Consider the following 26,239-nt stretch of genomic DNA (forward strand, 5'->3'; position numbering starts at 1 on the left):
TGATGGCGCAGGATTTAAGCAGCAAAAAGCAGGCGAAAATGCACGCTTATATTAGTATTGAGAGGATAGCGTAGAAATAATAACGTTCCTGACCAGACATTGTGCTTTTCGTTATTCACAATCGCCAGAATAATAACCAAGCCTTGTCTTATAACAATGCTTTTAACGTTTAATCAGAATATCACTTTCAGTATCTTATGCTCAGGAGCGTTATAAAAAGTTATGCGTCACTACCTTCGTCGTTTTTTGCTTCTGGTTTTATTTTTATTCGTGATGCCTCCGGCACACAGCGAAGAATATAAGATTCTGATGCGCACCCCCATTGAGGGCATGAGTCGCTTGCCGCTCACCGAAGAGCAGGCAACGCTGCTAAAGCATATGCAAAACTTGACGGTGGGTATCACACGTTATGACGTGCCTCCTTTCGGGATGCGCAACATACGCCATGAATATGAGGGGCTGAGCGCCGACTATCTCGGCCTGGTGTCCTGGCAGCTTAATCTGCCGGTGCAGGTTAAAATGTACGACTCGCAGGAAGAGCTGTGGCAGGCGCTGGCGCGCGGTGATATCGATCTTATCCCCTCTGTCTCCGCCTTTGACGCCAACGACGCATTTATCTTCTCAACGCCCTATGCCAGCGATAAACCGGTGCTGGGGGCGAACGACCGGGATACCCAGCCTCTCGCGGACGATCTTGCTAACACCGACGTCGCGATGGTCCGGGACTACCTGCCTCTGGCACAGGTGAAAGCGGCCTATCCCAACGCGCGCTTTCGCCTGTTTGACAGCTATCAGGAAGCGCTGAGCGCCGTGGCGTTTGGGCATTCACGCGCCTATCTCGGTAACAGCTATTCGCTGAGCCGAAACTATTTAAACAATATTCATATCGATCGCATCTCGCGGCTGCCCAACCGTGAAGTGGGGTTCGCCCTGAGCCAGAATAACCCGCTGCTTAACCAGTTGATTAACGCGACCATCCGCGCGGTACCCGAAGAGGAAAAGCTGGATCTCTATCGCCGCTGGCAGCCCGATCGGGTCGATATTGCACAGGGAACCAAGTCGCTGGTCTTTACCGACCAGGAGAAAGCGTGGATCGCCCGGCATCCGGTGGTGAACGTGCTCATCTACAGCCAGGATAATGCCGCCCCGGTCTCCTTTATCGATAACAAGGGGATGCTGCGCGGGGTAGTGGCGGATCTCTTCTCCGTGGTGTCATTGCGCACCGGCTTGCGCTTTAGCTTTGAGACCGGCAATACCACCGATGATTTGATAGCCCAGGTCAACCACGGGCAGGCTGACATGCTCGCGTCAGTGACGCCGAGCGAGGCGCGCAAGGGTCAGGTCCTCTTCACGCGGCCCTACTTACGCAGCGCGTTTGCTCTTGCCACATCATCCTCACGTAACGACATTAACACGCTGGCCGACCTGCGCGGCAAACGCCTGGCGCTGGTGAAAAACATCGGCGTGGAGCAGCTGGTGCGCGAACGTTACCCGGAGATCAAAATAGTTCACGTGGGCAATGAATCGCAGCTGCTCGCCAGCATCACCAACGGCGATGCCGACGCGGCAATAGGTATTCTGGTGATGACGGATTACCAGATCTACACCAATTTTCAGGACAAGCTGAAGGTGGTTTCGATTGTTGGCGACTCCCCCGCCTGGATCTCCTTTGGCGTTGGCCTGGCAAGCCCGGAACTGCAGAGCATTCTGGATAAAGTCCTGCTGAGTATCTCACCCATTGAGATGGAAAACCTGGCGAACCGCTGGCGACCCAACGAGCTGGTGGTGGTCGACAGCTTCTGGTATCGCTATCGCGAAGTGCTGATTGCCACGGGTGTCTTCAGCGCCGTTCTGGTGCTGTTAGCGCTGGGATGGGCGCTCTATTTACGTCGGCAGATTGTGCGTAAAGCGGCGCTGCGCAGGCAACTGAACGAGCAGCTCACCCAGCTGCGCGAGATGCTGACCGAACGTGAATCGCTGCTGGCGGAACTGAGCGAGGCGAAAGATCGCGCCGAAGACTCTAACCGGGCAAAATCGGTGTTCCTGTCAACCATGAGCCATGAGATCCGCACCCCGATGAACGCCATTATCGGCATGCTGGACATCGTTCTGAAAAAAGGGCGCAAGGGCGAGCACGATCTTCAGGCGCTGGAAGTCGCCTACGACTCGGCAGAGGGTCTGGTGGGGTTGATTGGCGATATCCTGGATATCTCCCGTATCGAGGGAGGGCATCTCGATTTTAACCCGGAACCCGTGCAGTTCGGCAAACTCATCGACAACATGATGCGGGTGTTCCAGGGCGTGGCGATAGAAAAAAATATCCAGTTGAATAAGGTCTTCCCGGCAGAGGCGCTGTATGAGGTCTATGCCGACCCGCTGCGTATTAAGCAGGTGCTCTCCAACCTGCTCAGCAACGCCATCAAGTTTACCGACCGCGGCAGCGTGACGCTGACCTTATCGCAGCGTGAGGAGCCCGGCACCGATAACATCCAGTTTGTCATTGAGGTGCAGGACAGCGGTATCGGTATTGATGCCAGCCAGCAGGCCGCACTCTTTAAGCCATTCAGCCAGGCGGACAATCGTCGGGCGGGCACCGGCCTTGGGTTATATATCAGCCGAACCATCTGTGAAAGCATGAATGGCACGCTCACGCTCGCCAGCGAAAAGCATGTCGGTACCACCGTCAGGGCGACCTTCTCCCTGCCTAAAGTTACCCGTGCCGTTACGCCCCGTGCCCAGCCTGATGCGGAAGATGAAAAGTTACCGGCGCTTAACGTGCTGGTGGTGGATGACAATCCCGCAAACCGCATCCTGTTGGCCAAACAGCTGGCCTGGCTGGGGCAGCACGCGCATCTGGCTTCCGGTGGCGATGAGGCCCTCAAAATCTGGGCCGATACTGCCTTTGATGTGGTTATCACCGACTGCAATATGCCGGGCATCAACGGTTATCAGCTAACGGGCATGATGCGTAACGCTGAGCGTGAGCAGGGCCGGACACCGGCATGGATTATTGGTTTTACCGCCAATGCGATGCATGAGATTAAGGAACGGTGTTTACAAGCGGGAATGAACGATTGTCTGTTTAAGCCGTGCTCTATCAGCGATCTGGCGACGGCGCTGCGTAACAGTACTTCTTGCCGGGTGGCGCTGCGCTGACCCGGCCTACAATCGACAATAATATCAATTAATTGAACGATTTATTGTAGGCCCGTGCAAGCGTAGCGCCGCCGGACAACACTCACAGCAGTTGGTCGTGCCAGAGGAACAGCTCAGGGTCGGTCTTCACGCCCAGCTTTTTCATTGCGGATTTCTTCTGGCCGCTAACCGTTTTGCGGCTCCGGCTGAACTTCTCAGAAATTTGCAGCACCGACATACCGGAAAGGAAAAGGCGTAACACCTCCAGTTCCCGGGCAGAAAGCTGGTCCAGACGGCCAATGCCGTCAATTACATGCTGTTCATCTTCAGCGTCACCGGATGCAGATGGCTCGGAAATAAGATAAAACTCCTTCTCCATGCTTTCGGAAAGGCAGATATGCCCAGCCGCCACGCGGCGCACGGCATCCACCACTTCCGAGGCGTCACGGCTTTTGCCGATATGCCCGCGCACGCCTGCCTTCAGCGCCATACGAACAATGGCGGTATTTTCCAGCGTCGATGAGATCAAAATTTTCAGCCAGGGAAAATTGCTCATTAACTGCTTAATCATCGGCAATCCGTCAATGTCTTCATCCCCGAGCAAATAGTCGAGGATAAGCACATCAATCCGGTTGGTACGTAAAAAGTTAATCAGATCAATGCGGCTGGCAAAGCTGCCCTTCAGTTCGAAATCCGGCTCCTGGCTGAAAATAATTTCCAGCCCTTTGCGGACAATCGGATGATCGTCGAGTAAGGCGATATAAATTTTCTTTCCTGAATACTGATTCATCTGCACTCTCTTTCTGTGCCTGCTGTGTGGGTCATTATAAAAATGGCTGATTACTGCTTTCTCAGCCACTGCAATAATGTTCCCGCACTGGCATAACTACGAAAAATAGCAGCGTAAGCGTCAAAGCGGTTGGTGGCTTCTGCAACCTGGTTACCGTAATAATCACTTTCTGCACTCAGCACATCCAGCAGGGTTCGTCTGCCAAGGTGGTACCATTGATCGAAGAAATCATGGCGAATGCGATCGGATTCAAAGGCTAAGTCATGGTACAACTCAGCGCGTTCCAGCATGCTGCGGGCGTCCTGATCCGCCGCGCGCACGCGGTTATCCAAATCGCGTAACTGTTTTTCTATAGTTTCTCTGCTGGCGTCCGCACGACGCGCAGCAGAGAGCTCAGCGGCTCGCTGAGAACCGCCGCGGAAAATCGGCCAGCTCACGTTCACACCCGTCTCCCAGGACTGTTCACGCCCCAGTTCGTCACGCCCGGTGCTTTTGCCCACGTTCCAGGTCACTGTCGGGTAAGAGGCCGAGCGCGCGACATCCGCATCCGCCAGCGCCGACGCGGTTTCCGCCTTAGCTTGCCGAATTGTCGGATGGCTGTCGATGGCCGACAGTTGTGTCGTCAACTCTCCCGGCTTAAGGTTCCAGGCGGTCGCTGCGGGCAGAGGCACTTTTTTGTCCCCCAGCAGACGGTTAAGAGTGATTTCAATATCACGAGCCCGCGAAACCGCCGTGTCCAGAGATGATTGCGCCTGAAGCAAGCGCCCCCGAGCCTGCGTCAGCTCGCTGCGGCGCCCCTGATCGACCTTCACGATCCCGTCCAGCATGCTGACCAGCTCATTCATGCGGGCCACATACTTTTGGCTCAGGCTGATGATCTGGCGCTGCTTGCTCAGTTCGATGAGCGCGCTGCTGACCTGCCAGGCGATATCTTCCGCCTGGGCATCGACGTTATTTTTCGCCGCGTCATGCAGGGCTTCACGGCTTTTGATGGTGTTACTGGTGCGGCCAAAATCGAGCAGTGTGGTCGCCATATTCACGGTGACCGCCGGTCGGCTGTCGCTGTAGCGACGCTCACCACCACCAAACTGATAACTTTTGGAACGGGTGCCGACATCAATCTGCGGCCAGCGCTGGCCTTTCGCTTCGTCAACATTCGCTTCTGCCGCTTCAGTATTATAATTCGCGCCACGCACTTCGGGGCTGATACTCAGCGCGGTATTCACCGCATCATTAAACAGGGCGCGAATTTCCCTTTCGCTGGGTGCGCGGGCCGTAATATCACGTTTCGGCGCGGCGGCCGCGTGTGTCACCGGCGCCTGCTCCACTAACGGCGCAGCGGGTGCGGGCGGTGTCGAGGCCATCACCATGCGAGATTTTACCGCAGGGTCTACAGGCGCAAAGGCTAATAAGCCGTCACTATTTGCTGCACTTTTAGCCGATGCCAGGCAAGCCGCGGCCGTTAACAGCGCCGCCAGGCGGCGCTGCATAAAAATAGAGTTACTTTTCATATTAACGCTCGCGGAACGCTTCCTTCGCTTTGAAGATAGGTTTCAACAGGTAATCGAGAATGGTTTTTTCACCGGTGCGGATTTCAACCGTGGCAATCATGCCGGGAATGATAGGCAGAGATTTACCGCCCGCATTCAGCGTGCTGCTGTCAGTTAATACCATCACCCGGTAATAGGTGTCGTCAGGGCGGCCGGCGGCAGCTTTGGCGTCATCCTTCAGCGTATCCGGGCTGACCAGAGACACGTGCCCTTTCAGGCCACCGTAGATGCCGAAATCGTATGCGGTGATTTTCACCATTGCCGGTAATCCGGCATGCAGGAAGGCGACGTCAGACGGTTTGATTTTCCCTTCAACCAGCAGCTGGTCTTCCAGCGGCACGATTTCCATAATGTGTTCACCGGGCTGGATAACGCCGCCGATGGTGGTGACACGCACGTTTTTCACGGTGCCTTTTACCAGCGCGGAGATGGTTGTCCGGCTCACCACGTCGGCACGTCCTGTCAGGCTCTCTTCGGCCTGCACCAGATCCAGCTCCTGGCGAATCAGCTCGGCGTTGGCATCCGCCTGATAGCGGTTACGACGCTCGACAATTTGCGATTGCAGGTCATTCGCCTGACGACGCATACGCAGCAGCTCCACTTCTGAGAGCAGGCCGCGCGCGGCCAGCGGCTCGGACATGGCAATTTCGTTTTGCGCCAGGCGGTAGCTTTTCTCGAGCGAGGCCACCCCTTCTTCCAGCGCCTGTTTGCGGCTGTTGTAGGCGCGGGTTTCCAGGTCCACTTCGGAAGGGTACTGTTTCACCCGGTCGCTAAACGTCAGCGGCAGGCCGTAGGCCTCTGCACGCAGGCGGTTAACGGTCGCTTCCAGCGCCACCACTTTACGCAGCGTCTCCTGATAGCTGGACTGGGCGCGGGTCGGGTCTATTTTCAGCAGTACCTGCCCCGGCTCAACAATGTCGCCCTCACGGACGTTCAGCTCTTCGAGAATCCCGCCCTCCAGGCTCTGGATAATTTGCTCGCGGCTTTTCGAGACGATTTTCGCGTCGCCTTTGGTGATCTCTTCCACCTTGGCGAAATGCGCCCAGGTTAAAAACCCGACGAACACCACCAGAATCAGCCATAGCACCAGGCGCGACTTTGGCGTGGTCTGGGAGAATAGCGCTTCCTGGATATCGCTCATCCAGGCGGCATCACGCGCGGATAATGCCTTGCTGTTGTTACGTTTTAAGAATTTCATGCGCTGGCCTCCACGGGCTGTTTTCCTGTAGCGGCTTTTGCAGGGGTACTGTCGTTTGCGGGTGCGCCGTTAAGAGCGGCCAGCACCTGCTGTTTAGGACCATCGGCCACAATTTTGCCGTCATCAATAATGACCATGCGATCGACCAGCGCCAGAAGCGACGGGCGATGGGTAACCACCACCAGCGTGTGTCCGGCGGTCGCGACTTTCAGGTGTTGTAAGAAAAGGGCTTCCGTCTGGGAATCCATCGCGCTGGTCGGTTCATCCAGCAGCAAGAGATTCGGTTTCGCCAGCAGCGTACGCGCCAGTGATACCAGCTGACGCTGACCGCCGGACAAACTGTTGCCCTGCTCGCCAACAGGCATGTGGATACCGCGCGGGTGACGCGCCGCAATCTGATCCAGCCCCGTCAGACGCAGCACGTGCAGGAATTCATCAGAGGAGGCGTTCTGACGGCCAATCATAATGTTTTCACGCAGGGTGCCGTAAAAGAGGCGCGCTTCCTGGCCGACAAAGCCCACATTATTACGCCAGTCGGAGGGCTCAATCTGGTTCACATCCAGACCGCTGCTGAAGAGCTGCCCTTTCACCGGGGTGTAAAGGCGCGCGATGATGCGCAGCAGGGTCGATTTACCGCTGCCAATCTTGCCGACAATCGCCACGCGCTCGCCCGGCTTGATCGTCAGGTTGACGCCCTTGAGGATCTCCGGGTTTGGCTGCATCGGCGGCGCCGGATAGGAGAAGGTCACGCCTTTCAGCTCAATATCACCATTCAGCTCAGGCTGTTTGATGTAATCAATGTCGCTGCTGCGATCGGTCGGGTGTTCCATCAGTCTGTTCAGCGAGCCCAGCGCGGCTTTCGCTTGCTGATAACGCACGGCTAAACCAATCACCTGGCTTAATGGCGCGGTCACGCGACCCGCCAGCATTACGGTACCGATCAGCGCACCCTGGGTCAGGTTACCGGCATCGATCAGGTATACACCGGTGACAATCAGCATCACCGTCTGCAGCTGCTGCAGGAAACTCACCGAGTTCATCGCCAGCGTCGAATAATGTTTTGACGCCGCCGCGCTGGAAGATTGCATGGCGCTGAATTTCTGCCAGCGGCTCTGCATCCAGGATTCACCGCCGACCGATTTCAGGGTTTCCATGCCTTCAATGGATTCAATCAGTACGCCCTGCTTTAACGAGGCTTCCTGCAGGCTGGCTTTCATTACCTTCGCCAGCGGCCACTGGATAAGCAGGCTGACGATCAGGATCATCGGCAACATCAGCATCGGAATAAAGGCCAGCGTACCGCCGATGGCAAAAATAATGCCGATAAACAGCAGCACAAAAGGTAAGTCGGCAATGGCCGCCAGGGTGGCTGATGAGACGAAGTCACGCACGGATTCAAACTCGCGCAGCTGGTTGGCAAACGAGCCGGAAGAGGCCGGTTTATGCTCCATTTTGACCGCCAGCGACTGACGGAACAGAACGCTGCCGACAATCAAATCCGCTTTCTTGCCGGCGGTGTCGAGCAGATGCGCCCGCACGGTACGGGTAATGGCCTCAAAGACCATAGCCACCAGTACGCCAGCCGCCAGCGACCAGAGCGTCGTAAAGGCCTGGTTAGGGATAACGCGGTCATACACGTTCATGGTGAAGAATACCGTTGCCAGCGCGAGCACGTTGACCAGCACCGACGCCAGCGCCGCGCTGCGGTAGTAGCTTCGATAGCGCCACAGGGTACTGAACAGCCAGTGACCTTTTGGTTGCGGCGGCGCGATATCGCTGACCCGGCTGTCAATGCGCGCAGTTGGTTTCGCCGCAATGGCATAACCGACATACAGCTCGCTGAGCGCCTCATGGTTCAGCTCAACCGGCTCGTCGCCCACTTCCGGCATGATCAGGGAGTAGAACAGATCCCATTTATCGTCGGCATTTTTACGACGCTCGCGCGCAAGCAGCACCATGCCGCCCGCACCTTTGCGCAGCAGAATCATGGGGAAAACCTGCTCGGGCAGTTCCGCACTATTACGCTTGATGAGCCCCCCGGTGATACCGGCATTTTTAAGCGCATCAAGCGCTAAAGAGGGTGTGAGAGTTTGTTCAACAGGCAGACCAGCCAGCAAGACATCGTCGCTCTTACCCAGACCATAATGATCGGACAGCCAGGCAATGCTTCTGAGCAGAGTGTCGTCATTGAGTCGGGTATCACGGGCGATAGTGTGCAGCTGTTCCTCCTGGGTATTGGCCATTGAGGATTCCATAATTCGCGTGTTCCTGGTTGTTAAAAGACAGTTAAATCAAAAAGATAAAATGACTTTTTGAGATGAATTAGGAATATTCTGTCACGCGGAATGGTCTTGCCTTAATGAGACCTGTCTCAATGGAACTGGTTATTTTTTGTCACGAATCAGGTTTTAGAGAGGAAACAGGGGGAAAAGATGGTGCCCTCCCGTTACGGGAAGGCAGGGTTTAGCGATTATTTCTGCGCAGGAGCAGTCACGTTCTGATCGCCGCTTACGCGTACCACAACGCGGCGGTTAGGCGACAGACAGGAGATCAACGCGCTCTTGTTCGAGGCGTCACAGTCATTGACTACAGGCTCATTGCTGCCCACGCTGGTCGCCGTCATCAGGCGAGCCGGAAGACCGTTTTCAGCCAGCATGGTGCGGACAGTCTGCGCGCGCTTCAGGCCAAGCGCATAGTTGCTACGATCGCTGCCGATGGCGTCCGTGTGGCCGATCACCTGGATCTGTTTCAGTTCAACGTTTTCACGTTTGATCGTCGCCACCAGATCTTTTACTGCCTGGCGACCCTGAGCGGAAACGCCTTTCTCATTTCCCTTACCAAAGCGGAACATCACATCGCCCGAGAGGGTGTAATCTTTGTACTGTGGCGCAAGGTTCTTACAGGCCTCTACGCTTGAGGCACGGGACAGCACGTGTGTCTGCTCACGCAGACCAGCGAGATCCTTTTCCGCCTGCTCGCGCGTACGGGCTTCCGGCACCGCATTCATGGTTGAGCTGACGCGCACGAAATAGGTCTGGCCGCCGCTCATCTCGACGTTGTAGCCCTGCTCTTTGCCGCGATACTGCGGTGCATCATTCTGGTACGCGCCCAGATTATGCTTGCCCGGCGCCAGACAGAAAACGGTATAGCCGCCCGGCAGCAGTGCGTCGTGGAATTCGTTATCGACATAAATATGCGCCGCGCCACCTGCGGTGTTGCTGGCATCACGGTAGTAAACCACCTGCGTCTGCGTCTGGCCGACGGGAGCGACAGGCTGATAGGTCTTACCAAAATTCTCCGCCGCCAGCGCCGGGTGGATAACAAATGCGGAGGTAGTAAACAGCGCCGCGAATAAAGAGGTCTTGAAAAAAGTCATAAATCCTCCACAGGCCCCCTCCCGGGGGCCTGGAAAAGTTTTAGTTAGTGATTATTCACGTTGACGGTGACGCCGTTCTGCACCAGCAGTTCAACATCAAGGTTTTCCACCTGGTAAACCTGATATTCCACGCCGGAAACTTTAACGTTGCCTGCATTGGTCCAGTTACCCGGATCGCTGTTGTCTGGCAGCAGATCGCTCAGGTTCACAACATCACCTTTGTTACCCTGAACCATCATCTGTTTATTGCCATCGGCGATAAACAGATCTTTCTCCGCGTGGGTCAGCACGTCGTTCAGACTGATATTCAGCTTGTCCTGCTTGCTGTTGGTCAGATCAATGGTCTTGTGCTGGAGGTTATCCAGATTGATCTCGTGACCGTTCAGCGTGCTGACGGCATGGGTGTTGTCGTCATGCTGCTCTTCCGTGCTCATCATCATGCTTCTGGAGGCAGTGCGGGTGGTGTTAACCGTCCAGCGAACATCATCAATCATGTACTGATCGGTGTTGATGGTATTACCACCGCCCGACAGACCACTGCTGGCCCCACGCCCCATATGGAAGACAATATTGCCAATCTCGCGTCCCGCTGGTGCGGTGGCGGAGAAGGTCGCTTCCCCAGAAGGCAGATACCCGGATGAAATCACCTTGCCTGCAGTATCGTAGACAATGAAGGTGGATTTCACGACACTCGATTGAATTGAGTCGTTTGCACCGGAAAGCTTCATGCTTACCGCATTCACACCATCAAAATGCATGGTGATATCGCCGGTCAGTGCCAGTTTACGGCTATTCCCTACACCCCACTGATAAATTGAACCACCGTAACCCGGATAATAGTTATCGCTTAACGTAAATTTCAGACCACTCGCCAGTGTAACCAGCCCCTTCCCATAGCTCTGTGGGGTCAGCGCATTAAAGTCCTCAAAGCCACTTGTTTTCGGTGAGATTACCGTCAGGCTACGGGAAACACCCGCACTCCTGTTACCCGCCTGATCAATCGAGAAGACGCTAAAGGTATGGTTACCCAGCGGCAGTGCAGACGGTGTAAAGCTCCAGCTACCCGTCGCCGAGGCGGTGGTCGAGTAGGTGCCACCATTCACGGCGATATAGACCGTACTGCCTGCCTCCGCCGTACCGTTCAACGTTGGCGTGCTGTCATCCGTTTTACCCAGGTTGGCAACATTGCCGGTTTCATTCCCGACGTTATCCATCACGCTGGTAATGGTCGGTGCTGCGTTAACCGTATCAACCACTACATAGTGCTGGTTACCCAGAGCACTCTTGTTGCCCGCCAGGTCAGTCTGATTAGCACGGAAATACCAGGTTCCATCCTGCAATGCCTTCGGAATTTCCAGGCTCCAGGTACCGTCCGCTTTGGCGGTGGTGGTGTAAACGAGGTTTGTACCGCTCGTCCACCCCTGACTACCCAGCGCCAGCACGATTTCGATCTTCGCGCCCGCTTCCGCACCGTTACCGGTGATGGTCGGACGGTTGTCGTTAGTACGATCTCCGTCAACCAGGTTACCGACTTTACCGCCCGCCACGTTATCAGTAATAACCGTTACGTTCGGCGCGGCAGCCACGGTATCGACAACAACATAGTGCTGGTTCCCCAGAGCGCTCTTGTTGCCCGCCAGGTCAGTCTGATTAGCACGGAAGTACCAGGTGCCATCCTGCAATGCCTTCGGAATTTCAAGGCTCCAGGTACCATCGGCTTTGGCCGTGGTGGTGTAGACGAGGTTTGTACCGCTCGTCCATCCCTGGTTACCCAGCGCCAGCACGATCTCAATCTTCGCACCCGCTTCGGCACCATTACCGGTAATGGTCGGACGGTTATCGTTAGTACGATCTCCGTCAACCAGGTTACCGACTTTACCGCCGGTCACGTTATCAGAGATAACCGTTACGTTCGGTGCGGCCACCACGGTATCCACGGTAATCGCGAAGTTGGTGGAGTTCTCCGAACGGTTCCCGGCTTTATCAACAGAGTAAGCCTGGAAGTTATACGTCTGGTTATAGTTGGTGGTCAGCGGGAAAGACCATTGTCCATTCGCACCCGCCGTGGTTGAACCATGCACCCCACCGTTTGCCGGGTTGATGATATACACCACGCTGCCCGCTTCCGCCGTGCCGCGTAAATCCAGCGTTCTGTCGTTGGTTACGCCACCGTTACCCACCAGACCGTTATACACACCGCCCTGAACGTCATCCCAGGAGCCGGTAATGACAGGTGCGTTATTGACCGTATCAACTGTAATCGAGAACTTCGCAGAGTCCACTGAACGGTTGCCCGCCGGATCGACAGAGTACGCATGGAAGTCGTACTGCTGGTTGTAGTTAGTCGTGACAGGGAATGCCCAGTTACCTTTCGCATCCGCCGTCACGGAACCCGCAACAGTGCCATAGTTATCGATCACAATGTAAACAACACTATTTGCTTCCGCCGTGCCGCGTAAATCCAGCGTTCTGTCGTTGGTTACACCGCCATTACCCACCAGACCGTTATATACACCGCCCTGGACATCATCCCAGGAGCCGGTAATAACCGGCGCGTTTGGCGCTTCGGTATCAATGGTCAGGCTCCACGCAGCCGTTGGTGCGCTCTTCACGCCGGTCGGGCTCTGGAATACCGCCGTCAGAGACAGCTCAGTGCCGTTGTTCTGCTGTGGCAGCGTGTAGTTCCAGGTATTTGCTGGCCCTACGGTGACGGAGTCAAGCAGTCGGGTACCGTCGTAGATAAACACCACATCACCTGCCACACCTTTACCGTACAGGGTTGGGGTGGTGTCATCGGTCACGGCCGGGTTCGCCAGATCGTCCTGAACCAGACCCACGTCATCCGCGACGCGATCCAGAGAACCTGTCGGCACTCGCGTATCCAGCGTCAGTTCGAACGGTGCGGTTTGTGCACTCTCACCTGCGCCTGCGTCTTCGCTGGCGGTGATCTTATAGGTTGCATCCGCTGTCAGCGCCGGGCTGAGCGTGTACTGCCATGCACCGGTTACGGCGTCAGCGCGCACGCTGTCGATGTATTTGCCATCAACGTACACTTTCACCAGGGCACCCGCCGTCGCACGGCCCACCACTGTTGGGGTCGTGTCGTCAGTGTGGCTACCGCTGCCCAGATTACCGACGAAGTCGCCCTGATCGTCCACAACGTGGCTGATGGAAACACCGTTACGGCTGGTATCCACGATAAAGTGGATAGGGTCAGAAGCCGGACCCACGTTACCTGCTTTGTCTTCGATAGAGACTTTCCAGGTATAGTCGCCATCCGCCAGCGCTGGTGCCGGGGTGTAGCTCCAGTTACCTTTCTCGTCTACCGGTACGCGCACGGTAGTACCGTTACCCAGATCGATAATCGCGGTACCGTTCGCCTCACCCTTACCACGGTAGGTTGGGGTGTTGTCATCGGTGGTGCCGTCATTGGCGATGAGACCCGGCGTGCCGAAGTCGTCCCACAGCTCAATGTCCGTAGGTGCCAGCGGATCAACGGAATCGACAATAATCACCCACTCGCCGGTTTCCGGACCGCGGTTACCGGTTCTGTCTTCGGCCACAGCACGGAAGCGGTGCTCGCCCTGCGGCAGATCAGAATCAAAGTCAATGGTCCAGCGGCCACCCGTTACCGCGGCACTGCCGATCGGATCCGGGTTAGTGCCATCGTACAGATAGACCGTGGTGCCATCCTGTGCGGTACCGGTAATGGTCGGGCGTGCGTCGTTCGTGATGCCGCCGTTTTGTACCGTACCCACGTGCGCGTCAACGTCGTCGATCACGTCAGTAATGGCCGGAGCCGTCGGAATACCGCCCGCCAGCAGGTCAAACGAGAACGCATCAGACGGCTCGGAACGCAGCCCCGCTTTGTCCTGCGCCACAACGGTGACATCGTAATGGCCGTTGGCCATGCCCAGTGCTGGCGTCCAGGTCCAGATCCCGGTTGAGGCGTCAGCGGTCACAGAGTCAACGGTTTTCCCGTTCACAATGATAAACACCAGGCTGCCCTTCTCGGCTGTACCGGTAAAGTCCGGGGTGCTGTCGTCCGTAATACCACCGTTAGCGATATTGCCGGTATGCTGACCTGCGTCATCATAAACGGTATCGATCGTCGGTTTTGCCGGCGGCTGCGTGTCGACGATAAAGTCGATCGGATCGGACGGCTCGCTGGCGTTGCCCGCAGGATCGGTGATCACGACTACCGCTTCATGTTCGCCTTCCGGCAGCGGTTTCTCCGGGGTCACTTCCCATTTACCGTCGTCACCGACAATCGCGGTCCCCACGACTTCGTCATCAACAATCAGTTCAACGGTATCGCCAGGCACGGCGCCTTCGCCGCTGAATACCGGCTGCGAATCATCCGTGGTGTCACCGTTGTGAATAGGGCCGACATCCGGACCCTGGTCGTCCTCGACGTCGCCAATAATCGGTTTGTTTGGTGCTTCAGTATCAATCACCAGCTTCCACGGTGCGGTCGGTGCGCTTTCCACACCGGTCGGGCCACGGAAGACCACGCTGACGTCCAGCGCAGTGCCGTTCGTCTGCTCAGGCAGGGTGTATTCCCAGCTGCCGTCAGGGCGAACAGTGACTGAATCAATGATGTCGCTGCCGTTGCGCACGAACACGATATCCCCCGGACGGCCGGTACCGTGCAGGGTTGGGGTGGTGTCATCGGTCACGCCCGGGTTGGCCACATCACCCTTATAACGGCCTTCGTTGTCTTCAATACGATCGAAGGTGCCGGTCGGCACAACGGTATCTACCGTCAACAGGAACGGACGCGTCGGGGCAGGGATTTCGCCTGGGCCGCTATACTCGCCCGCGGTGATTTCGTAGGTTTTACCCGATTCCAGCGCCGGGTTGATCTCAATCGCCCACTCGCCGGTGACCGGATCAGCGGTCATCGAGCCAACAGGTTCGCCATCAACGTACAGGGTCACCAGGGAGCCCGGCGTCGCCGTCCCCACGATAACCGGGTTAACATCATCCGTGCTGCTGCCGCTTGCCAGCGGGTTGGTCAGCGTACCGGTGTTATCTTCAGCGTGGCTGATGGAGACCGCATTACCTACCGTATCGATGGTGAAGCTGATTGGCGGGGTAGACGGACCGCGGTTGCCCTGATTGTCTTCCAGAGCGACTGACCAGGTATAAGACCCGTCAGCCAGCGCAGGCGCAGGGGTCCAGCTCCAGATACCTTCTGAACTGACCGGTACGCGAACGCTCTGACCGCCACCGAGGTCGATCACCGCCGTCATGCCCGCCTCACCCTTACCGCTAAAGGTTGGGGTGTTATCTTCGCTCGGATCGCCGTTGTGAATTTCACGCGGGAACTGGTAGTCGTTCCACAGTAAAACGTCTGTCGGCAGCGGTGGCAATGTCGCCATTGCGGCGATATTTTCGGTATTGTTGTTAGAAGTAATGGTCTTTTTCATACAATTTTCCAAATGAATTCTGTTTATGTTTTGGTCTAAAACGTTCTGGAGGCTCCGGTGCAGGAGCCTCACTTTCCTGGCATCAATTAATGGTTCTGTAGCGTGACCGTGACTCCCATCTGAACGAGGATCTCGGTATTCAGGCTATCCATCTGATAAGACTGATACTCCACTCCCCCAACATTCACCGTCCCGCCATCGGTCCAGTTACCCGGGTCCATACCGTTCGGCAGCAGGTCGCTCAGATTCACCGTGTCCCCCGCGTCGCCCTTCACCATCATTTGGTTGAAGTCGTTGTCGTGGAACAGGTTCTGCGTGGCGTTTTCCAGCACATCCCCCGCACTCAGCGTCAGGGTGTTGTTGCCTGTTCCCGTAATGTCGAACACTTCCACTGACTGGACAGGGTGGGTCAGCGCGCTCAGGTCGAGGTGCTGATCCGCCCCCAGCAGCTTCAGCGTGTCGGTGCCTTCTCCACCCTGAATCACCGCACCGGTCAGGCTGGCCACGTCCGCAACCTGATACAGGTTGTCCGCTGCGTCCCCGTACCAGACATCGCCCTGGTTATCCGCCAGGAACTCACCCGGGGTGACGGTTTTCGCCGTTCCGCTCACCACCAGGTTATCGATGCTGAAACCAAACCCGGTGCTTGTTGGTTGCTCCTCGTGGTGGATCTCCATCCGGTAAACCGGTGTATCATCCGGGCTGGTAAACGACACCGGGACGTTACGGTTGCTGAGGAAAGCACTCACCGTCTGCGAACTAATCTCATTGCCGTTGATGTCGTAGAACGTCACCACCGTCGATGGGCCAGCAAGGCGCGGGTTGAAAACGAAATCGATCGTTTTAGCGCCATACTGGAAATCAACGAACATGCTGCCTGCCATCCCGTTATCTCCTGAGCTACTGTAGAGATACAGACTGTTGGTGCTACCCGTGCCAATGACCTGTTTGTTGAACTCATAATCCGTCGGGCCGGTACCTGGTGTGTGGGAGAAACGCATCCCGTGTACCCACGCTCCCGCGTTAATGTCCGCGAACTCCGTGTCGTCTTCGAAGTTGTTGGTACTGGTAAACGCGCTGGTGCGGTAGCTGGAGCTGTTACCCGCCGCGTCAACAATCGCCGCGCCCACCGGAATATCGGTGTAGCCACCCGCAGGCATGGTCAGGGTCACGTTGCCGTTAGCAATGTCGGCAGCCGTCAGCGTATGGGTCACGGTAACGTCGCCGTTCTTCACCAGCACGGTGTCGCCCTCGACAATCCCGCTGCCCGGCAGCGTTACCGTCACGTCATTACCGCTGCGCACCACGTCGGTCGGTGCATCAGGTGCCACCTGATCCAGCACCACTTTCTGCGAGGATTCGGTGTAGTTCCCGGCGATATCGACCACACGCGTCAGGACAGTCCAGTCAGCACTGTGTCCCTGTCCGTCAACAAACGCCCATTTGTCGCCGTCGACCATCGCTTCAAGCCAGGTGTTCCCGCCGTCAGTGGAGACAAGTACTTTCCCGCCCGCTTCCAGCGGAGCTGAGAGATGACCGCTGACCAGGCTACCGGCTTTACCACTGTTAGTGATGAAGTCGCTGCCGCTGACACCGGAGTCCTGGGTCATCGCATCCACCACCGCGCTGCTTGTCGGCGCGTCGGTATCAATGGTGATTTTCCACTCCGCGGACGGGGCGCTTCTCACGCCGGTCGGACTCTGGAACACCGTCTTCAGGGCCAGTTCCGTGCCGTTGTTCTGTGCAGGCAGTGTAAAGTTCCAGGTGTTGCCCGGGCCTACGGTCACGGAGTCGATCAGCGTGTCACCGTCATAAATAAACACGACATCACCCGCGACGCCGGTCCCGTGCAGAGTTGGCGTGGTGTCATCGGTCACTGCCGGGTTCGCCAGGTCGTCCTGCACCAGACCGACGTCATCCGATACGCTATCGAATGAGCCAACCGGTACGCGGGTATCCAGCGTCAGTTCAAACGGCGCCGTCTGCGCGCTATCACCGGTGCCGGTATTTTCACTGGCGGTGATCTGGTACGTCTTGTCAGTGGTCAGCGCCGGGTTGAAGGTGTATTTCCACACACCGGTCGCCGGGTCAGCGATCACGGTGTCGACAAAGTTGCCGTCCAGATACACTTTCACTTCGGCACCAGGCGTCGCGCGGCCCACAACGGTTGGTGTCGTGTCATCGGTATGGCTGCCGCTGGCCAGATTGCTCTTCAGTTCGCCTTCATCGTCTTCCACGTGGCTGATAGACACACCGTTGTGGCTGGTGTCCACGGTGAAGTGGATCGGCGCAGACTCTGGTCCAACGTTACCCCCTTTGTCTTCAATCGAGACTTTCCAGGTGTAGTCACCATCCGCCAGGGCCGGTGCCGGGGTGTAGCTCCAGTTACCGCTGCCATCTACCGGCACGCGCACGGTGGTGCCATTACCCAGATCGATGATCGCGGTACCGTTCGCGTCACCCTTACCACGGTAGGTTGGGGTGTTATCGTCGGTGGTACCGTTATCCGCAATAATTCCCGGTGTGCCGAAGTCGTCCCACAGTTCAATGTCCGTAGGTGCCAGCGGTTTAACGGAGTCCACAATAATCATCCACTCGCCGGTTTCCGGGCTGCGGTTGCCCACGGCGTTTTCCGCCACCGCGCGGAAGCGGTGCTCGCCCTGCGAAAGTGCAGTGTCGAAATCAATGGTCCAGGTGCCACCCGTAACCACAGCGCTACCGATTGGCGTCGGGTTAGTGCCGTCATACAGGTAAATGGTCGTCCCGTCCTGACCCGTACCGGTGATGGTCGGTTTGTCATCGTTCGTGATGCCACCCTGTTGTACGGTGCCAACATGGGCATCAACATCATCGATTACGTCCGTGATTGCCGGTGCCGGAGGAATGCCGCCTGCTACCAGCTCAAACGAGAACGCATCGGATGGTTCGGAACGCAGACCCGCTTTGTCTTCGGCAACCACTTTCACATCGTAGTGGCCGTTCGTCAGCGCCGGAGACGGCGTCCAGGTCCACTTACCTGTCGGGTCAGCGGTAACGGAATCCACTTCCTTACCGTTAACAATGATGTGCACCAGGCTATTTTTCTCAGCGGTACCGGTAAAGGCCGGGGTGCTGTCATCGGTGACCTCGCCGTTGGTCAGGTTGCCTGTTTTCAGGCCAGCATCATCAAACACACTATCAATCGTCGGTTTTAACGGCGGCGTGGTGTCTACGATGAAGCCGATCGGATCGGACGGATCGCTGGCGTTACCGACCGGATCAACGATGACGACGACAGCTTCATGATTCCCTTCCGGCAGCGGTTTCTCCGGAGTTACTTCCCACTTGCCGTCATCACCAACAATTGCGGTACCCACAACTTCGTCGTCAATAATCAGACGCACGGTGTCGCCAGGCGTACCCTTGTCGCCACTGAACACCGGCTGGGTATCGTCAGTGGTGTCACCATCATGAATTGGCCCTACGGACGGTCCCTGGTCGTCTTCAACGTCACCAATGACCGGCTTGTCAGGACCTTGCAGATCAACGATAAATTCGAAATCATCAGACGGTTCGCTGTCGTTCCCGGCCGGATCGGTGATGATCACCTTCCCGGTATGGCTGCCTTCCGGCAGAGGGTTTTCCGGCGTCACTTCCCATTTACCGTCTTCACCGACGATCGCCGTGCCGACCACTTCGTCGTCAACGATCAGGCGCACGGTATCGCCAGGCGTGGCACCTTCACCGCGGAAGACCGGCTGTTTATCATCAGTCGCATCGCCGTTTTGGATTGGGCCTGTTTTCGCGCCAACATCGTCTTCCACTTCGCCAATAATCGGCTTAACAGGGGCTTCCAGATCGACGGTGAAATCAAAAGAATCGCTCGGCGCGCTGGTGCGGCCATCCGGGTCTTTACCGATCAGCACAATGCTGTGGTCGCCGTGCGCCAGCGGGGTTTCCGGCGTCCAGGTCCAGGTGCCGTCAGCGCCGACACGGGTTTCGCCGAGCTTGACGTTGTTTTCCCAGAACTCAACGATATCGCCCGCTTTGCCTGTACCGCTAAACGTTGGCGTGGCGTCATCAGTCACGCCGTTTTGCGGGATCGAGCCGGTTTTGGTGCCATAGTCGTCATGCACGTCGGTCAGCACAGGGGTAGTAACAGGTGCAACGGTGCCTTTTTTGTCGCCGCCATCGTCACGGTTATGACGAATAATGGCGCCCAGGCCTACCAGCGCACCAATCCCGGCTAACGCACCCAGCGCCAGCAGAGCAGGAGAAAATGCGGTGCCCGCAACGGCCAGACCGTCGAGACCTGCAATCGCCCCTGCGCCCAGCGCATGAGCGGAAGATTCGCCGTCCAGCAGGAACGCGGCTTTGTGGTCGTCGTCGCCATCGGTGGCGATGTACTCATGCCATTGACCGTCTTCGCCTTTACCGACCAGCTCACTTGGGTTATCGAAATAGTCTTCAATGATCAGCTGTGGCTGATCCTCATCAGTGCCTTCCAGCATGACGAACAGGTCTTTGCCTACGCGTTTCAGCGTAATGTTTTCTGGCGCGACACCATTTTCCCCTTCAGCAAGAATATATTTTGCATTCGGGATGGCCTTAATTTTGACAGCACTGCCAACCTTTTCACTGCGCAGAACGTCAGCTTTGACAATCGTATCTTTATCTACGACTGCAATATTTACTGGCTTGAGAGTCATTTTTTAAATTCTCGTGTAAATAATCGATCTGTGTCCGCGCAACGCGCCAGACGCACTTCCATACGGGATACATTCCCTGGCTGGCGCTATCTTCCCGGCTGGCAAGTGTTGGCTTAATAAGACCTGTCGCAAACCGGTCTTATAAGTCATTTAAGGGAAAGGTTCGGTAGAGATGGCGTGAAGAAAATAATGGCAAAGATAAAGACAAGTCTTGGTTCACTTTTTTAGAGACGGAGAGAAAATAATGTTTTTGTTACCCACTCAGGACAGACAGGAATGTCAGGTAGAAAAGTCATTCTCATGGATTCCAGCCCACTGCTGCGTGCAGGTATCAAGGGCTTATTAACAGAACAAGATTATGAGGTTGTGGCACAATTTCCTACAATCGAGGAATTGTACAGCGCATTACCTGCGTTAAGCGCGGACCTGATTATCATGGAACATCTGCAACAAAGCGCTGAGGTATTTTCTTACCTGGCGAAAATAAGAAAAACGCACCCGGATATTCGGATTCTCATCTTGTCCTCGTCTTTCAGCGATTTTCACATCCAGCTAAGCAGGCGAGCTGGCGCGGCCGGTTACATCAATAAAAATAGCTCGTTAGATAAAATAATCACTACCATCAATAACGTACTCTCCGGCCAGTATTGCTACGGTTCTGAGCTTTGGCATCATCATGCCAGATATCCGCGGGATGCCTCGTTATTATTATCTTTGTCTCATATTGATATTTGTATTTTGCGCTACATTTCTGCTGGCTATAGCAACCAGATTATTGCCTCGATGCTGGACATGAATAATAAAAAGGTGAGCGCGTATAAGCAGCGTATCATGGCAAAATTTAACATTACTCGTCTGGCGGACCTGGTCGATCTGGCAAAACGGAATTATCTGTACTGAGCACCGGAAGATGCCCGGATGACGGTTTGTTCGGGCTTGATGACATAAATCGTTGCAAAACGAATGCTCCGAAAAGAGTGATCTACCGCACATATCCCTCCACATCTACCGAAGCGAATGTCTACGCTTATAAGACGCCCGGAAAAACCTGTCTTTAGAACACACAACCGGAGGTCCTTATCACCATGTTCAACCAGAAACTACAGGCTACCGAGAACATCGAATTCGAGATTGCAGAAGAGCTGCGCTACGAGACCGATCCCTGCGAGTTAAAACTGGATGAGATGATTGAGGCGGAGCCGGAACCCGAAATGATCGAGGGGCTACCCGCCTCCGATGCGTTGACGCCCGCAGACCGCTATCTTGAACTGTTCGAACACGTACAGTCGACGCGGCTGTTTGCGGACAGCAAAACCTTCCCCGACTGCGCGCCGAAGATGGATCCGCTGGATATCCTGATCCGCTACCGCAAGGTTAGACGCCACCGGGATTTTGACCTGCGCCAGTTCGTGGAGAACCACTTCTGGCTGCCGGAAACCTACAGCACTGAATATGTCTCCGACCCTGGCCTGTCGCTGAAAGAGCACATTGATAGCCTGTGGCCCGTCCTGACGCGCGAACCGCAGGATCACATTCCCTGGTCCTCCCTGCTGGCGCTGCCGCAGGCCTATATCGTCCCCGGCGGGCGGTTCAGCGAGACCTACTACTGGGATTCATACTTCTCCATGCTGGGGCTGGCGGAGAGCGGCCGTAACGATCTGCTCAAATGCATGGCGGATAATTTCGCGTGGCTGATCGAACGCTACGGCCATATTCCGAACGGTAACCGCACCTACTACCTCAGCCGCTCCCAGCCGCCGGTCTTTGCCCTGATGGTGGAGCTGTTTGAAGAGGACGGCGTGCGCGGCGCGAAACGCTACCTTGAGCACCTTAAAATGGAGCACGCCTTCTGGATGGACGGCGCGGAGTCGCTGCTGCTTAATCAGGCCTACCGCAGCGCGGTACGCATGCCGGACGGTTCATTGCTGAACCGCTACTGGGACGACCGTGATACCCCACGCGACGAATCGTGGATTGAGGACGTGGAAACGGCCCGCCACTCGGGTCGTCCGCCGAATGAGGTGTATCGCGATCTGCGCGCCGGTGCGGCCTCCGGCTGGGATTATTCCTCTCGCTGGCTGCGCGAGCCAGGCCGATTAGCCAGCATCCGCACGACGCAGTTTATCCCGATTGACTTGAACGCCTTCCTGTTCAAGCTGGAGAGCGCAATCGCCAATATTTCGGCGTCGAAAGGGGATAAAGAGACCGCCGAGCTGTTCCGCCAGAAGGCCAGCGATCGCCGCGCGGCGGTGAACCGCTATCTGTGGGATGAAGAGAACGGCTGCTACCGCGACTACGACTGGCGCCGCGAAGTGATGGCGCTGTTCTCCGCGGCGAGCATTGTGCCGCTGTACGTGGGCATGGCCACCCATGAGCAGGCCGAGCGCCTGTCTGATGCGGTAAAAGCGCGCCTGCTGACGCCGGGCGGGATTCTGGCAACCGAATACGAAACCGGCGAGCAGTGGGATAAACCCAACGGCTGGGCGCCGCTGCAGTGGATGGCGATTCAGGGGTTCAAGCAGTACGGCAACGACTCGCTGGGGGATGAAATCGCCTGGAGCTGGCTGCATACGGTGAACCACTTCTACAAGACGCACCACAAGCTGATTGAGAAGTACCACATCGCCAGCAGTACGCCGCGCGAAGGGGGCGGCGGGGAGTATCCACTGCAGGATGGCTTCGGCTGGACGAACGGCGTGGTGCGGCGGTTGATTGGGTTGTATGGGGAGCCTTGAGAGGGGTGCGGTCTGGTGCCCTCACCCCGGCCCTCTCCCACAGGGAGAGGGAGAATAAATCAGCGAATCACCTCATAAATGGCGGTCTGAATGGACTGCCATTTTTTTGTGGTGGCATCCGGCTGTGACTGCGCGCGTCGCGTTGCCATTTCAAGATCGTGCTTCTGGCGCTTCACCACGGCCGGCACGGTGCAGAACGCTTTCAAATACTCTTTACGTATTGAGGTCAGAGACTCGCCGTTCGACATGGCGTGGCTGAGCGTATTGATGAAACGACGACACGGCTTCTCTTCCGCCATGTTCTGCCGGTAGCGCAGCATAAGCTCCAGAACGTCGTCATAGCCGGCCGACATCGCCTCTTCGGTCCATGACAGCTTCCAGTCCATCCCACCCTGCAAGAAGAGCAGCGCCACGCGGGTATCGTTGCGGTTAATCGCCGAACGGAAATTATTGTCGTCCCAGGTCACCCCCATGCGCGTCAGCGTCTCGCGCGAGGAAGGGGTTTCACGCATCTCCTCCGGCGGAGCCGCTTGCGCCGTATTTTGCGCCGCAGGCTGCGGTTTGCTGCTGGTCACCAGCCAGAAGCCGCCTACCACGATGGCAATCACCATCACGCCAACCGCCCCCCATAACGCACCGGAGATAAGCTGCTCACGCTGTTCGGGCGTGCGCGGCGCGCGCTGGGTCGGCTTTTCAATCGTGTCGCGAACTTCAAACAGATCCCCACCGGTGACCCGATCCATTTTTTGCGCCTTTTCCCAGAAAGCGTGCAGCTCGCTGGCATCCACCGCCATGAATCCAGCCGGGTTGACGCGCGTTCTTCCCTCTTCAAACGCGCGTTGAACCGGCCGGGAGATCTGCATGTAGTAGTTATCCAGCAGCTGAATTTGCGCCGAACTTAACGTTTTCTGCACCGTGATGTTGTTGCGGATTTGCCGGATGTCGTCGAGAAATGTTTGCAGCGTTTTGCGCGGCTCTACCAGGAGCGTCAGCATGGACGGGTCGTTAAACAGCGAGGCGTAGTAGCGGCTGAACTCTTTTTTATCCACCAGCATCTGCGCCAGTTCGCTGAACATCATGCCGCTCAGGACATCGTTGATTTCGCCATGCTTCAGCCAGCGTCGTACGCGGTCAGCGTTGAATAAGGTTTTAAGATGATTATTGAGCCGCACCTGATCGGGCCAGGCCTGCTGAATGAGGCCTTTAATCATTAACTCAATTGCGCGTACCTGCTTGTGCGCCTGCTGCTGCTGAAGCTCGCTACCCGGCACCAGCTCGGTGCTGTAGGTCAGAAGCGGCTGCTGCAGACGAAGATGTTCCAGGGTAGTCACAAACCGCATCGCCGCAATAAGCTGGTTTTCGCTGACATCCTGCCCGCTTTCATACTGCGGGACGCGCTGCTGCAGCAGGCGCAGCTGCAGCGTAAATTCCGACATCTCGGCATCATTCAGGTTGAGCTTCTTCGCAACCGCAGCCCATCCCCCGAGGCCTAAACGCGCGCTGTCCAGCTGTTCCAGAAACCAGCGTGGATCTTTTCCCTCAGAAACATGTACATTCAGAAGAAGCAAGATTTCCACCGACGCCTGGCGAATGACCGCCAGACAGTGTTCAAACTGTTCGCGGATATGATGTGATGTGCTGAGAGTCATTGTTTTCCTTAAGCGACAACGAAGACATCCGGAATAGGCACTAACGGCCGTTTTTCTTTTTATTTATACGCGCTTAACCATACCTGACTTTCTGTTGAAATAAAGTGACAACCCTAAAATCATTTAAAAAGCTTCAGGAGAATCTCAATGCCAGTTTTAATGACCTCGCGCCTGACCTGCACCCCCGTGCAGGAACAAGACTGGCCCTTTTTCCTGGCGCTGCAGCAGCATCCCGACGTCATGCGCTTTGTGGCGGAGGACCGCCCCGTCGCGGCGATCCGCGAGGCGTTTGATTCGCGCCTGACGCCCTGGACGCCGGGGAGCACGCACTGGCTGTGCCTCGTCGTTCGTGACGCCCTCTCACAGACCCCGCTGGGCCTTACCGGGTATATTCATCGGGAGGAGGATTGCGCCGAAGTGGGCTTTCTTTTTGCCCCCGAGGCACAGGGAAAAGGTTACGGCTTCGAATCCCTGCAGGCGCTTTGCGATTACGCTTTTCATCAGGGCGGTATACGTCGGCTCACCGCCACCGTCACTGCAGGAAATGTCGCCTCCAGGCGCCTGCTGGAAAAAGCCCGCTTCCGGCTGGAAGGCGAGCTACGCGAGAGCTATTACCTTTCCGGTCGCTGGCAAAATGACTGGTTATTTGGGTTATTGCGGCAGGAATACCTGAACAAAAATTCCTGAACAACAGCCATTTGGCGGATATTTCTCCTGCCTCGATTCCTCTACAGTATCGCCACTAAGAGGAAACGAATATGAAAGGTCATGCGCTGAATATTTCTTCCACCGCCATTGAATTAATAAAGAAACATCAAGGGCTTTCACTGGAGAAATATCGTGATGAAAAGGGTTTATGGGTAATCGGCTACGGACATGCGATCCGCGAAGGGGAACATTTTCGCGGCCTTATTACGCCTCTTCAGGCTGAATATTTACTCTACGAAGATATTCAGCGGGTTGAGACGCTGCTGCAGGAAAAGGGGGTTGGGCCATTAACCCAGCAGCAGCATGACGCTGTAGTACTGATGATATTGAGTTTCGGCGCGGCATCCGCGCTCCCGAAAGCGGTGCTTCAGGCCGTCGCCCGGGTATAGTACATGGCGGCCTGGGTTCGGTTTTTCACCTCCAGCCGGCGAAAAAGCGCTTCCAGATGTGCTTTTACCGTGGCCGCACTGATGTTGAGATTGCGGCCAATCTCTTTGTTTGATTCACCCGCCGCCAGCAGCTTCAGAACCTCTCGCTGACGCTCGCTCAACGAGAGTAACGCCTGCGCTGACGATTGCTGGCTGACCCACTCGCCGGGAAAGCAGACCATCCCTCTCGACACGGAATCCAGCACGGCGGCAAACCGCTCAGGGTTGGCGTTACGGGGGATAATAGCCATCACGTTTCGCTGCATGAGTTGCTCAACCCATCTGGTCTCTTTTTTTGCCAGAACCATCATCACCCGTACCGAAGGGAAGCGATGCATGATTTCGTCCAGGAAAGAACTCTCCTCATCCTGAATTAAATTGCCGTCAATCATGACGATAGCAGACGGTGACGCGGATATTTGCGCCCATAAATCGTCTGCCTGACAAGTCCCCGTTATATTTATTTCAGGAATTAATTTCCGCAAACCGTGTATCGCTCCATGAATAAATATCGACTGCCTGTCAAACATGATTACTCGCATCGTATTTC

14 protein-coding genes are annotated in these 26,239 nt (G+C 56.2%); 5 read left to right on the forward strand and 9 right to left on the reverse strand.

The window, feature by feature from the left end:
- Nucleotides 1-222 precede the first annotated feature (222 nt).
- Entirely contained in the window at nt 223-3,156 is a 2,934-nt protein-coding gene (locus HBM95_21605) for a transporter substrate-binding domain-containing protein (protein NIH45504.1), read from the forward strand.
- Nucleotides 3,157-3,238: 82 nt separating this feature from the next.
- Here the strand turns inward: HBM95_21605 and HBM95_21610 are convergent, their stop codons facing one another.
- From HBM95_21610 to HBM95_21640, 7 genes are all read right to left on the reverse strand, one after another.
- Complete coding sequence (locus HBM95_21610; protein ID NIH45505.1) at nt 3,239-3,925, reverse strand: response regulator transcription factor; 687 nt, start codon at nt 3,923-3,925, stop codon at nt 3,239-3,241.
- 50 nt (nt 3,926-3,975) lie between these two features.
- A complete protein-coding gene (locus HBM95_21615) occupies nt 3,976-5,436 on the reverse strand; it encodes a TolC family protein (protein NIH45506.1) in 1,461 nt (486 codons plus the stop codon).
- Between the two features lies 1 nt (nt 5,437).
- Nucleotides 5,438-6,673, reverse strand: a complete 1,236-nt coding sequence (locus HBM95_21620; GenBank protein ID NIH45507.1) for an HlyD family type I secretion periplasmic adaptor subunit — start codon at nt 6,671-6,673, stop codon at nt 5,438-5,440.
- Entirely contained in the window at nt 6,670-8,928 is a 2,259-nt protein-coding gene (locus HBM95_21625) for a type I secretion system permease/ATPase (GenBank protein NIH45508.1), read from the reverse strand. The genes HBM95_21620 and HBM95_21625 overlap by 4 nt, the downstream gene beginning before the upstream one ends.
- Before the next feature lie 215 nt (nt 8,929-9,143).
- Complete coding sequence (locus HBM95_21630) at nt 9,144-10,049, reverse strand: OmpA family protein (protein NIH45509.1); 906 nt, start codon at nt 10,047-10,049, stop codon at nt 9,144-9,146.
- Nucleotides 10,050-10,093: 44 nt separating this feature from the next.
- Nucleotides 10,094-15,481 carry a hemagglutinin gene (locus HBM95_21635; protein ID NIH45510.1) on the reverse strand — a complete coding sequence of 1,796 codons (5,388 nt, stop codon included), beginning with the start codon at nt 15,479-15,481 and terminating at the stop codon, nt 10,094-10,096.
- A gap of 86 nt (nt 15,482-15,567) precedes the next feature.
- The gene (locus HBM95_21640) at nt 15,568-20,169 is read right to left on the reverse strand and encodes a Biofilm associated protein A (protein NIH45511.1); all 4,602 of its coding nucleotides are present in this window, start codon (nt 20,167-20,169) and stop codon (nt 15,568-15,570) included.
- A 276-nt stretch (nt 20,170-20,445) separates the two neighbouring features.
- Between HBM95_21640 and HBM95_21645 the strand changes: the two genes are divergently transcribed.
- Nucleotides 20,446-21,069, forward strand: coding sequence for a response regulator transcription factor (locus HBM95_21645; protein NIH45512.1), 624 nt, complete (start codon nt 20,446-20,448; stop codon nt 21,067-21,069).
- Between the two features lie 185 nt (nt 21,070-21,254).
- A complete protein-coding gene (treF, locus tag HBM95_21650) occupies nt 21,255-22,904 on the forward strand; it encodes an alpha,alpha-trehalase TreF (protein ID NIH45513.1) in 1,650 nt (549 codons plus the stop codon).
- 59 nt (nt 22,905-22,963) lie between these two features.
- Here the strand turns inward: treF and HBM95_21655 are convergent, their stop codons facing one another.
- Nucleotides 22,964-24,553 carry a hypothetical protein gene (locus HBM95_21655; GenBank protein NIH45514.1) on the reverse strand — a complete coding sequence of 530 codons (1,590 nt, stop codon included), beginning with the start codon at nt 24,551-24,553 and terminating at the stop codon, nt 22,964-22,966.
- A 147-nt stretch (nt 24,554-24,700) separates the two neighbouring features.
- Here HBM95_21655 and HBM95_21660 point away from each other — a divergent pair, with 147 nt between their 5' ends.
- Together HBM95_21660 and HBM95_21665 are read left to right on the forward strand one after the other, a co-directional pair.
- Nucleotides 24,701-25,240, forward strand: a complete 540-nt coding sequence (locus HBM95_21660) for a GNAT family N-acetyltransferase (protein ID NIH45515.1) — start codon at nt 24,701-24,703, stop codon at nt 25,238-25,240.
- A gap of 71 nt (nt 25,241-25,311) precedes the next feature.
- Nucleotides 25,312-25,650, forward strand: a complete 339-nt coding sequence (locus HBM95_21665; GenBank protein NIH45516.1) for a lysozyme — start codon at nt 25,312-25,314, stop codon at nt 25,648-25,650.
- On the opposite strand, the gene HBM95_21670 is transcribed toward HBM95_21665, so the two are convergent.
- Nucleotides 25,629-26,231 (reverse strand): response regulator transcription factor, encoded by a 603-nt coding sequence (locus HBM95_21670; GenBank protein NIH45517.1) that lies wholly within the window; start codon nt 26,229-26,231, stop codon nt 25,629-25,631. The two genes, HBM95_21665 and HBM95_21670, sit on opposite strands and share 22 nt — an antisense overlap.
- Nucleotides 26,232-26,239: the final 8 nt, after the last annotated feature.

It is taken from the genome of Enterobacter asburiae (assembly GCA_011754535.1).
Classification (GTDB): Bacteria; Pseudomonadota; Gammaproteobacteria; order Enterobacterales; family Enterobacteriaceae; genus Enterobacter; species Enterobacter cloacae_N.

Coding starts and splice junctions, on each gene's coding strand:
- HBM95_21640 (NIH45511.1), bottom strand. CDS start 20,169: ATGACTCTCAAGCCAGTAAATATTGCAGTCGTAGATAAAGATACGATT.
- HBM95_21630 (NIH45509.1), bottom strand. CDS start 10,049: ATGACTTTTTTCAAGACCTCTTTATTCGCGGCGCTGTTTACTACCTCC.
- HBM95_21645 (NIH45512.1), top strand. CDS start 20,446: ATGTCAGGTAGAAAAGTCATTCTCATGGATTCCAGCCCACTGCTGCGT.
- HBM95_21625 (NIH45508.1), bottom strand. CDS start 8,928: ATGGAATCCTCAATGGCCAATACCCAGGAGGAACAGCTGCACACTATC.
- HBM95_21610 (NIH45505.1), bottom strand. CDS start 3,925: ATGAATCAGTATTCAGGAAAGAAAATTTATATCGCCTTACTCGACGAT.
- treF (NIH45513.1), top strand. CDS start 21,255: ATGTTCAACCAGAAACTACAGGCTACCGAGAACATCGAATTCGAGATT.
- HBM95_21635 (NIH45510.1), bottom strand. CDS start 15,481: ATGAAAAAGACCATTACTTCTAACAACAATACCGAAAATATCGCCGCA.
- HBM95_21670 (NIH45517.1), bottom strand. CDS start 26,231: ATGCGAGTAATCATGTTTGACAGGCAGTCGATATTTATTCATGGAGCG.
- HBM95_21615 (NIH45506.1), bottom strand. CDS start 5,436: ATGAAAAGTAACTCTATTTTTATGCAGCGCCGCCTGGCGGCGCTGTTA.
- HBM95_21655 (NIH45514.1), bottom strand. CDS start 24,553: ATGACTCTCAGCACATCACATCATATCCGCGAACAGTTTGAACACTGT.
- HBM95_21605 (NIH45504.1), top strand. CDS start 223: ATGCGTCACTACCTTCGTCGTTTTTTGCTTCTGGTTTTATTTTTATTC.
- HBM95_21620 (NIH45507.1), bottom strand. CDS start 6,673: ATGAAATTCTTAAAACGTAACAACAGCAAGGCATTATCCGCGCGTGAT.
- HBM95_21660 (NIH45515.1), top strand. CDS start 24,701: ATGCCAGTTTTAATGACCTCGCGCCTGACCTGCACCCCCGTGCAGGAA.
- HBM95_21665 (NIH45516.1), top strand. CDS start 25,312: ATGAAAGGTCATGCGCTGAATATTTCTTCCACCGCCATTGAATTAATA.